General features: G+C 33.4%; 11 protein-coding genes and 1 pseudogene. 4 read left to right on the top strand and 8 right to left on the bottom strand.

What is annotated here, in order from left to right; translation table 11 throughout:
- The 3 genes and pseudogenes from CER22_RS18815 to CER22_RS33115 form a co-directional block, all read right to left on the bottom strand.
- A pseudogene (locus CER22_RS18815) lies at positions 1 to 377 on the bottom strand (YwbE family protein); the annotation flags it as partial.
- Between the two features lie 289 nt (positions 378 to 666).
- A complete protein-coding gene (locus CER22_RS18810; protein WP_097907795.1) occupies positions 667 to 1,053 on the bottom strand; it encodes a DUF1259 domain-containing protein in 387 nt (128 codons plus the stop codon).
- A 297-nt stretch (positions 1,054 to 1,350) separates the two neighbouring features.
- Positions 1,351 to 1,512, bottom strand: coding sequence for a hypothetical protein (locus tag CER22_RS33115; protein ID WP_029442740.1), 162 nt, complete (start codon positions 1,510 to 1,512; stop codon positions 1,351 to 1,353).
- 371 nt (positions 1,513 to 1,883) lie between these two features.
- Here CER22_RS33115 and CER22_RS18805 point away from each other — a divergent pair, with 371 nt between their 5' ends.
- The gene (locus CER22_RS18805) at positions 1,884 to 2,255 is read left to right on the top strand and encodes a hypothetical protein (RefSeq protein ID WP_088063963.1); all 372 of its coding nucleotides are present in this window, start codon (positions 1,884 to 1,886) and stop codon (positions 2,253 to 2,255) included.
- Positions 2,256 to 2,539: 284 nt separating this feature from the next.
- On the opposite strand, the gene CER22_RS18800 is transcribed toward CER22_RS18805, so the two are convergent.
- From CER22_RS18800 to CER22_RS18790, 3 genes are all read right to left on the bottom strand, one after another.
- The gene (locus tag CER22_RS18800) at positions 2,540 to 3,199 is read right to left on the bottom strand and encodes a serine/threonine protein kinase (RefSeq protein WP_088063964.1); all 660 of its coding nucleotides are present in this window, start codon (positions 3,197 to 3,199) and stop codon (positions 2,540 to 2,542) included.
- Between the two features lie 326 nt (positions 3,200 to 3,525).
- A complete protein-coding gene (locus CER22_RS18795; protein WP_000050728.1) occupies positions 3,526 to 4,470 on the bottom strand; it encodes an acetyl-CoA carboxylase carboxyltransferase subunit alpha in 945 nt (314 codons plus the stop codon).
- Between the two features lie 32 nt (positions 4,471 to 4,502).
- Complete coding sequence (locus tag CER22_RS18790) at positions 4,503 to 4,949, bottom strand: MarR family winged helix-turn-helix transcriptional regulator (RefSeq protein ID WP_000817662.1); 447 nt, start codon at positions 4,947 to 4,949, stop codon at positions 4,503 to 4,505.
- A 935-nt stretch (positions 4,950 to 5,884) separates the two neighbouring features.
- On the opposite strand from CER22_RS18790, the gene CER22_RS18785 reads away from it, so the two are divergent.
- The gene (locus CER22_RS18785; protein ID WP_088063967.1) at positions 5,885 to 6,217 is read left to right on the top strand and encodes a DUF1904 family protein; all 333 of its coding nucleotides are present in this window, start codon (positions 5,885 to 5,887) and stop codon (positions 6,215 to 6,217) included.
- Between the two features lie 143 nt (positions 6,218 to 6,360).
- Here the strand turns inward: CER22_RS18785 and CER22_RS18780 are convergent, their stop codons facing one another.
- The gene (locus CER22_RS18780; protein WP_088609345.1) at positions 6,361 to 6,684 is read right to left on the bottom strand and encodes a PepSY domain-containing protein; all 324 of its coding nucleotides are present in this window, start codon (positions 6,682 to 6,684) and stop codon (positions 6,361 to 6,363) included.
- A gap of 20 nt (positions 6,685 to 6,704) precedes the next feature.
- Positions 6,705 to 7,175 (bottom strand): hypothetical protein, encoded by a 471-nt coding sequence (locus CER22_RS18775; protein WP_088609344.1) that lies wholly within the window; start codon positions 7,173 to 7,175, stop codon positions 6,705 to 6,707.
- 176 nt (positions 7,176 to 7,351) lie between these two features.
- Between CER22_RS18775 and CER22_RS18770 the strand changes: the two genes are divergently transcribed.
- Entirely contained in the window at positions 7,352 to 8,026 is a 675-nt protein-coding gene (locus CER22_RS18770) for a response regulator transcription factor (RefSeq protein WP_088609343.1), read from the top strand.
- Positions 8,023 to 9,396, top strand: a complete 1,374-nt coding sequence (locus CER22_RS18765) for a sensor histidine kinase (protein ID WP_088609342.1) — start codon at positions 8,023 to 8,025, stop codon at positions 9,394 to 9,396. The genes CER22_RS18770 and CER22_RS18765 overlap by 4 nt, the downstream gene beginning before the upstream one ends.
- The last annotated feature ends 140 nt before the right edge of the window (positions 9,397 to 9,536 follow it).

The following is a 9,536-nucleotide window of genomic DNA, read 5'->3' as shown; positions in this document are numbered from 1 at the left end:
TTCTCTTCTTCTACTCTTTGCTGCTCTTCTTGTTTACGCTTCTCTTCTTCTACTCTTTGCTGCTCTCCTTGTTTACGCTTCTCTTCTTCTGCTCTTTGTTGTTCTTCTTGTTTACGTTTTTCTTCCTCTGCTTTTTGTTGCTCTTCTTGTTTACGTTTTTCTTCCTCTACTCTTTGCTGCTCTTCTTGTTTACGCTTCTCTTCTTCTACTCTTTGTTGTTCTTCTTGCTTACGTTTTTCTTCCTCCGCTACTTTTTTATCTTCATCTATTTTTTGCTCATCTGATGCCACTTTTAATTTTTCTTCATCACCTTTACAAGCACTTAAAGACATTACACACAAACTCAAAATTACAAAAAATAACAATTTCTTTAACATTAAAAAATCCTCCTATATATACATTACAAATCAATAACTTTCATAGCATAACAAAAATATAAGCCTTTATTTGTCAAAATTTGTCGTATATTTTCATTTTCTACTAAAAGACTGACTCTATAATAAAAGCGAAGATTATTATTATATCGATTCGTACACAGAAATTACGTTCGTTTGCTAGTCAATTAGACTTAATTAATGAAACAAAGGGAAAAACCTTCATCTTATGCATAAAAGGATCTTTCGATTGAAGATCCTTTTCTATTGCACATTTAACTAAAAAAATCGGTTAACTGCATAACGCTCGTCTAACTTTCCTTGCGAAACTTAGCGGATCATCAACATCTTCAATATTAACGTAAATCAAATTTGGATCATCACATAACCACTCATTGTGTATAGACGAAACGATTATTCCTTGTTTAATAATTGTAGCAACAAATCCATTGACTTCCTTCTGCAAGAGCGCTACACGTCCTAGACATAATGCTCGTCCAGTTTTATTATCTCGTGATTCAAACGAGAAAGAAGTTGTTACTCTAAAACGTTTTCCTAAAATAGTTGCATGTATTTCATCCCGATTTATTGTTGCCACACATTTCCCACCGGCGAATCCTTCTTGACCACCGATAATTCTTGCAAACTGTTGACAAATTAATTCATCATTAAACGCCATATCTTGAATCATCCCCCCTTTTACTGTTAGGTTATGAATGAATACTTAAGTCTGAAACGGTAATGAATCTATACTATTACAAAAAAGATTATCGGAATCTAACGAAGTCTATTATATGGTAAGGCATTTTTAAAAAGCATAAAAAAAACACCCTAAGGTGCCATACTCCAACTCGAGAATCATATCTATGTATGGAAAAATTTAGAAAATAGAAGGTTCTAACTATAATTTATAAAGCTATTATGCCATGTATTACATACATATTTCCTTATTTACTGGAAGCAGAATCCCGTTATCTCACTTTCTAATCAGTCTTGTTAAAGCCATCCCAAGAAATCCAGCTCCCATTCCTATTAACCATCCAGTTTGGGCATTACCTAACATAGATCCCACTCCTCCGCCAAGAAACATGCAGCCAACGAATACTAATCCTCCAATTCCCCAATTCGGCCGTTCCATAGTTCCATCACACCCTTTCAATAAAACATATGCAATTAACTAGCCTAACTTTCTTGCATGAGATAGTTAATTATTTTGCTTATGTTTAGCACTTTCAGGGCATTCAAAAGATGCGGAGATTGAGTCATTTGAATAAATTATAGAAGGAGAATTTCATTTTTCATATTATAATAACTCATTAGTTGTAGAACAAATTCTTCTTCAACTAATGAGTTAATAGCAGTATAGAGATTTCCCACAATTTATGACTCAACCCTCGTTATCAAGTTAAGAAAAGCGAATCCCACAAAAATGAAAATTATATGCATCATTGACTACTGTTAATGAGACGTTATGTCATACAATGGAGTTAATATTAGAAAACTGTGAGGATGATTACGTTGATAAAATTTGTAATTAGTTATGCTGCAAATCTGTTTGCTTTTATTTTTGGATGGTTCTTGATTTCATATATTTCTCATCCTAGCTTTATTCACCCGAACGTTGTATTAGGATTCATTAAAACGATCGTCACTTATGGTAGTATACCGGCTCTTGTAGCCTGTCTAATTGGGGAAGTGTTATACAGGAAAATCAAACGATGTAGAGAATTTCAATTTGGAATTCCTGTATTTATAGGACTAGCAGTTATCTATACACTTATACCATTTCTTTTTCTTTTTAATTTTTCCCATTTCTTTGATTTCGTTGCACCTGTTATTATGGGGGCCTTATCTTTTTATTTAGTACGTAGAAAAATATAATTAACTTCACGAGTATGACAAAAAGAATCCTGATTAGTAAAACCACACTGTATAACCAAACAGAACTCAAAGAACGCATCAATTCTTGCGAAATAAACAAGAAAAAGAATAAAGGCTTTGAGGAAGAAAATAAGTAATTGCGTGAAAAAGGAAAGGTACAGCTTACTGATTACTTCATAAATTCATAAAAAAAGGACCGTACATATTAGACATATCTAAAATGTACGGTCCTTTTGTTTACTAGTGGTTCACCTATCTAACCTAAAGATAAGTATGTGGTCCTTTTACAATTTGAATTTCTTTTTAAGCTTCTTATATTTTCTATACGAACGTCTAACAATGTTTAACATAAAATACGGTACTTTAACAGGGAAAGGAAATTTATAAATGAAAGGCAAATAAAATATAAAATATGCCTTTTCTAGGTCTCTCCACTTACTATCTTCTTTTGTTTTTAAGAAGTCAGATACATCGACTACATATCCCCTTCCGTTTTCCATCATCACATTTTTCCCGTGAACGTCACAAGGAGTTAATCCTTGTTCTCTTGCATACTCTAAAGCTTCATTGATATCAAAGATCACCTGCTTAGGAATTTTAATGCCCTTATGAATAGCATCGTATAAGGTAATTTCTTTTAAACGTTTCAATACTATGAAATTTTCTCCTTTATATATAAGCTTCGAATAAGAAGGATGGTTTCCAATTCTTCGGTATACTTCTGACTCTTTTTCAATTCCTTCTCCTTCTCGCGCGTAAACTTTCACTACCCAATCTTTGTATTCTTGATGCATAAATACTGCGGCATAATTACCCATCCCTAAACACTTCCAAAGTCTAGGAATATCTTTAACTACTACAGGCTCGAATTCATCCTCACTTCTAATGCTTACCTCTTTTAATAATTCGTCCTTTATCAATCCCACAAAACTGTTTATACTCATCATTTCCACTCCGGTTTTGCTAAAAGGGGGCCCACCCCATTGCCATCAACCTAAGCCTTTGAGATACCCCCATACCGAAATTTCCACCTTTTTACAGTTATTTATGAGAATTCAGCTCATTTTTTCGTTTTGGGGAACAATCCATTTCTTAAGTTGATGGGTATGTGATAATGCTTCCATTTGAACAAATTTTCCTTTTCCATACCGATCATACACCTTTTGTAGTGTAATAGTATCAGCATATCCCAGTTTAAGAGGTTACTTGCAAAATATTTAGAATTTTTTTGCGATAATCCTCCAAAATTTAATACGGACTTTAAATATTTTCATTTATAATTCTCTATTTGTCTATACTTTTCATACCGCTGTTGTATAAGCTCTTCCGAGGATAATAGTATCAATTTTTTTAGAGATGATTCGATTACAGATTCAATCACTTTTGCCTGTGATTTTATATCATTTTGTGCTCCACCTTTAATTTCAGGAATGATTTCATCAATAACTCCTAAATGTTTTAAATCTTTTGCTGAAATTTTCATATGTTCGGCAGCTTCTGGAGCATACTTAGCGTCCTTCCATAGGATAGATGCTGCTCCTTCTGGCGAAATTACCGAGTACCATGAATACTCTAACATATGGATATGGTTACCGACACTAATGCCAAGAGCTCCACCACTTGATGCCTCTCCAATTACAATACAAACAATTGGCACTTTAAGTGTAGCCATTTCAAATAGATTTCGAGCTATCGCTTCAGAAATTCCACGTTCTTCAGACCCTTTCCCTGGATAGGCGCCTATTGTATCAATAAATGTAATAATAGGGCGATTAAATTTATCAGCTTGTTTCATAAGTCTTAGCGCTTTTCTATAACCTTCTGGATGTGCCATTCCAAAATTTCTTTCTATATTTTCCTTTGTATTTCTACCTCTTTGATGACCAATAACCGTAACGGGCATCCCTTTAAATTTTGCAATACCACCTATCATTGCTTTATCATCACCATATAATCGATCACCATGAAGTTCGAGAAAGTTTGTAAACAATAAAGGTATATAGTCCAATGTCGTGGGCCGGTTACGTAGCCTTGCAATTTGAACTCGTTGAAAAGGTGTAATATTAGAATAAATTTTATCTTGCATTTTATTTAAACGTTTTTCTAATACATGAATTTCTGGCGATAAATCTACATTATTTTCTTTCATAATTTTCTTTAATTCATCAAATTTCTCTTTTAATTCAATAATAGGACGTTCAAAATCCAAACTCATTTTACCCTCCAAATGTTATGATTTACCTCACTCTAATCAAAAGGCTTAGAAATAGAATCAATAAATAATTCAAAACCATCCACAACTATTTTTTGTTCTGATTCTGATAAATTATTGAGAATACTTTGATAAAATGTAATGGATTGCTCTCTTAAGCAATTAACAGTTATGTGACCTTTTTCTGTGAGGTGCAGAAAAAGTTCTCTTCTATTTTTTTCATTTACTTCACGATAAATAAGCCCCTTTTTTACTAACTTATCTACCAATCTACTTACAGTTGAAGTCTCTAATCTAAGTTTATTGGATAGTTGCCAAACAGTTAATTTTTCCACCTCTAGTTCCTCTAACGCCATCATTTGAGAAGTTGGTAAAGGTTTTTCAAATGGTCCATTGGGCAAATTTTGAGATTCAAAAACCCCAGTTATTATAATCATTTTCTTAATATCTGTTCTTAGTTTTAAGGCATCTTCTCTTTTCAAATAGGTCACCCTCCTACAACTAATGTATCATACATCAATTGTATTATACATGAATATGTTTTTTTCACAAGCTTAACGTAAGCCAATATTACAACATGGACGAGATATTTATTCTTGTTAAAATGGTATAAGTGGATTGTTTTCTACAAATGGCAGAACATCAATTATGTATCAGGGGCCTTTATGGAGTACCGCTCATCGCAATCAAGCTAAGAAAATAAAACTACCCAAAAAACGAAAATTTTGTGATAACTTGTAACAAAAAACTCATAATTTTTTGGGGGAGTTCTAAATTCTTAAGTTGATGGGTATGGACTATATATCCTATCTATACAAATATTGTCTACATAACGCATTATTATCGGTAGCAAGGACAAGGAGGCATCTTCCCCTTACAAGGGAACCCCCTTTCTTTGTTCTATCGATCTATGCATTTTTTTATACATTCCTATCCCGGCACGGTTTTAGGATTCTTTTTTGTTGTTGTATAAATAAAAAACTGTATTACATCTTGCATCCTCCTAGGTGTCACTATATATGAACACTACGTATTTGACTTTCTCAATGACCAACATTACTTAACATAGTAAAATAGTATTCGGATGCGAATCCAATGTTATTAAAATTAAAGTGGTTATCAAGTCGGAGGAAGGCACCTTAAGGTGTCTTTTCTTTTTAAAATATATAAGCGTACTATCCCTTTCCTAACAGAGGCCTCCCCTCATGCTTCCTTACAGGGAGAATAATAAGGCTTTTTTTATTTACCCAATTACCGAGCTCTCAAATGTTTTAAATAGTTATAATACATGTATTGCTTCAATAACATATGATCATTCTTAAGAATGTCATTGAAATGTACCAATAGATATTAGTGCAGTAAAATAAATTGTGTTATGATGTGAGCAAATATAAAGCTATTTAACGGAGGGATTCATATGCCGCATGTTGTATTTCGTGGAATTACTATTGAACAATTAAAACGCATAAGCAAGCCATTAGTAGAAGAGCTCGCAGAGATTTGTGAGTGTGGTACGGATAATTTTACGTTGGAACTACCAAGTTCTACGTTTGTATTCAATGGAGAAGAAATAGAAGCGTTTCCTCTTATTGAAGTGAAATGGTTCGAGCGCGGACAGGAAATTCGTGATCGATTTGCCAAGGCCATTACTACATATGTAATGGATTTTGGACTTCCAGAAGTAGAGGTTGTATTTACGGTTTTCACAGAATCGGCGTATTATATTAACGGGAAGCATTGTGCAAGTTAGAGCTATTTGAAAGGTTTTTGTACGGTTTATAAGGGGTAGAGCCACATTGCTATCAAGCTAAGAAAAGCGAATATCCAAACACAAAACATGAAAAAACTCCTAACAAATTTTGTTAGGAGTTTTTTCAAATATGCGATATTTTTTTAATCTTCACTATTGATTTCTATTGTACCTGTTCTAGCACTAACTTTTAAACTATTTAACAGATTATCAGGTGTTTTGATTTCCACTTCATATTCAAATGTAGATTGTGTTAAGTTGTCATCTTCTAATTCGAATTCTTTTTTCACATTAATAATTTCTCCTTTTGTATGAGATAAAGAAATTTCACGAACTTGTTTCTCTGTGTAGTTTTCATTCTTTTTTGCATAATTGTAACCCATACCATAATATCCCCCAACAATAGCAATACCACTTACTAAAATAGCAATTACACTTATAATTATTTTCTTTTTATGTTTTAACATTTTCATCCACTCCTTAATGATTAATCATCTATTCCGAATCTTGCTTCAAGTGCATTTTCTGCTTGCTCTAATTGATCTTCTAGTATATCGTGTTCTCTTTCTTGCGTTTCATATTGTTCAACAGTTATCGTTCCAGCACGATAATCTGCTTCAAGCTGATTATCAGATAGATCTATTTTGTCATCTAATTGATCAATTTCTTTTTTTGCTGCTAAGTACGTATTTAAGTTTTCTTCTTTTGCTCCAACTGGTTTCGTATTATTTGCCTTTTCAACGATAGATGTGACTTCATTTTTAAAATCTTGTATTTGCTTCGTATCATTCGCAGCAGGCCCTGTTTTGTGTGGTTCTTGTTGTAGTTGAGCACTTTCTTTTTGCAATGTATCATTTTCCACTTTCAGTTGTTGTACTTCTGTATTGTTATCAGCTTGAGTAGAACAAGCTGTTAAGAATAAACAAGACATTGCTCCAATCAACATCCACTTTCTCATTCTTTTTTCCTCCCTTTACATGTGCATCTTATCCTTGCCTTTATATTACTGAACAAACATTAAAGGAAGATTAATATACAAAAAAATAAAATGATATAATTAAATAGTTTCTAATCTTTCTTTAATGTTTTTGAATTATAGTGATACATATTAATAAGAAGAAAAGGAGAATGGTAATGCGAGTTCTTATTGTCGAAGATGAACAAGACTTACAAAATATATTAGTAAAACGATTAAATGTAGAACATTATAGTGTCGATGCATGTGGGAATGGCGAAGATGCCTTGGATTATATAAACATGGCTACCTACGATTTGATTGTGCTTGACATTATGATTCCCGGAATAGATGGTTTACAAGTATTACAAAGATTACGCGCGGATAATCATACAACCCCTGTTTTGCTTCTTACAGCTAAAGATTCAATTGATGATCGCGTAACAGGACTCGACTTAGGTGCGGACGATTATTTAGTAAAGCCGTTTGCTTTTGACGAACTGCTAGCAAGAATTCGAGTGTTAATGCGAAGAAATACAGGAAGCACATCTAATGTGTTTGAAATCGCTGACCTAGTGGTAGACTGCAATATGCATAAAGTAACAAGAGGAGGCCAAGTTATCACTCTTTCCAGTAAAGAATTTGCTATTTTAGAATATATGATTCGTAATAAAGAAGTTGTGCTGACACGAGATAAAATTGAACAACATGTGTGGAATTACGACTATGAAGGTGGCTCGAATATTATTGATGTTTACGTCCGCTATCTTCGTAAAAAAATTGATAGCCAGTTTGAAACGAAGTTAATTCATACAATACGAGGAACTGGTTACGTATTGCGAGTAGAATCATGAAAAGACTATCAATTAAAATGAAAGTAACCCTGTGGTATACAGGGCTAATTGTAATTATTATGGCACTCGTGTTAGCTTTTATTTTAACTTCTTCAGATAAAGTTTTGCTTTTTAATATGAAAGATCAATTGAAGAGCACAGTAAAAGAAAGCATGGAAGATATTGAATATAATCATGGACAATTAAAGATGGACGATGATTTTGAACCCTTAGAAGATGGAGTAAATATCATCATTTATAGTAAACAAGGCGAGATGCTGGCAGGAAATAGTCCAACAAGCTTTAATAAAAAGATATCGCTTAAATCCGATGAAATACAAACCATTAAAGACGGTAATAAAGAATGGATTGTATATGATTTTCTCCACAATGCAGGCGGCGATGAGCAAGTCTGGATTCGTGGAATAATGACTATGAGCCAATTATCATCAACGATGAATACGCTTATTGTGGTAACACTCATCTCATTTCCATTACTTATTCTCATTTCCGCAGTGGGAGGATATTTTATTACGCAAAGAGCGTTTCGACCTGTGCAACAAATGAGTGATTCAGCTAGTAAAATTGGTGATGGTAAAGATCTTTCGAAGAGAATTAATTTACAAGGTTCACCGAAAGACGAAATGTATCATTTAGCACAAACCTTTGACAAAATGTTTGAGCGATTGGAGACATCATTCGAAAGTGAAAAACAATTTACATCTGACGCATCTCATGAATTAAGAACGCCAACATCTGTTATTATTTCACAATGCGAATACGCTTTATCACTGAGGAATAATTCGAAAGAAATGGAAGAATCGTTAGAAGTAATTTTAAAGCAATCACGTAAAATGTCCGCGCTAATCTCACAACTCTTATTATTAGCAAGAGCTGACCAAGGAAAGCATAATACTTTCCAATTTGAATGTATCAATATGAGTGAATTAACGGAAATCGTTGTAGAAGAGCTTTCATTAATGGTTCAAGAAGCTTCGATTGATATAACAACTCATATAGAGGAAGACCTGTTTATGAAAGCAGATCAAACATTGATGATGCGTTTATTAATGAATTTACTAACGAATGCGATTGCTTATAGCAAAGCGAACGGCACTGTGCATATGCAACTGTTCCGTGATGAAACCAACATAATAGGTAAAGTCTCCGATAATGGCATAGGCATCAGCGAGCAACATATTACGAAAATATGGGACCGCTTCTATCGAGTTGACGCAGCACGAACATCTTCAAGCACCGGAAACACAGGTTTAGGATTGTCGATGGTAAAATGGATTGTCGAACTACACGGAGGAGAAATTACAGTTGAAAGTAAATTAGGAGAAGGCAGTACGTTTACATTTAAACTACCAATGGAAAAACAAGCATAATTTATGCGCATCTGTAGCTTCCAAATAAAGATTGATTCAAAAGCTCTCTTCAATATTTATGTAAAAATAATTGACACATTTTAAACAACATCGATTTTATCATTTTGGACAACCTTTTCTGTTAAGTTGATATACATGTA

Origin of the sequence: Bacillus sp. K2I17 (assembly GCF_002209985.1) — a bacterium.
Taxonomy (GTDB): Bacteria; Bacillota; Bacilli; order Bacillales; family Bacillaceae_G; genus Bacillus_A; species Bacillus_A wiedmannii.
Note: the sequence above shows the minus strand (reverse complement) of the source record. Positions and strands in the feature narration are given on the sequence as shown.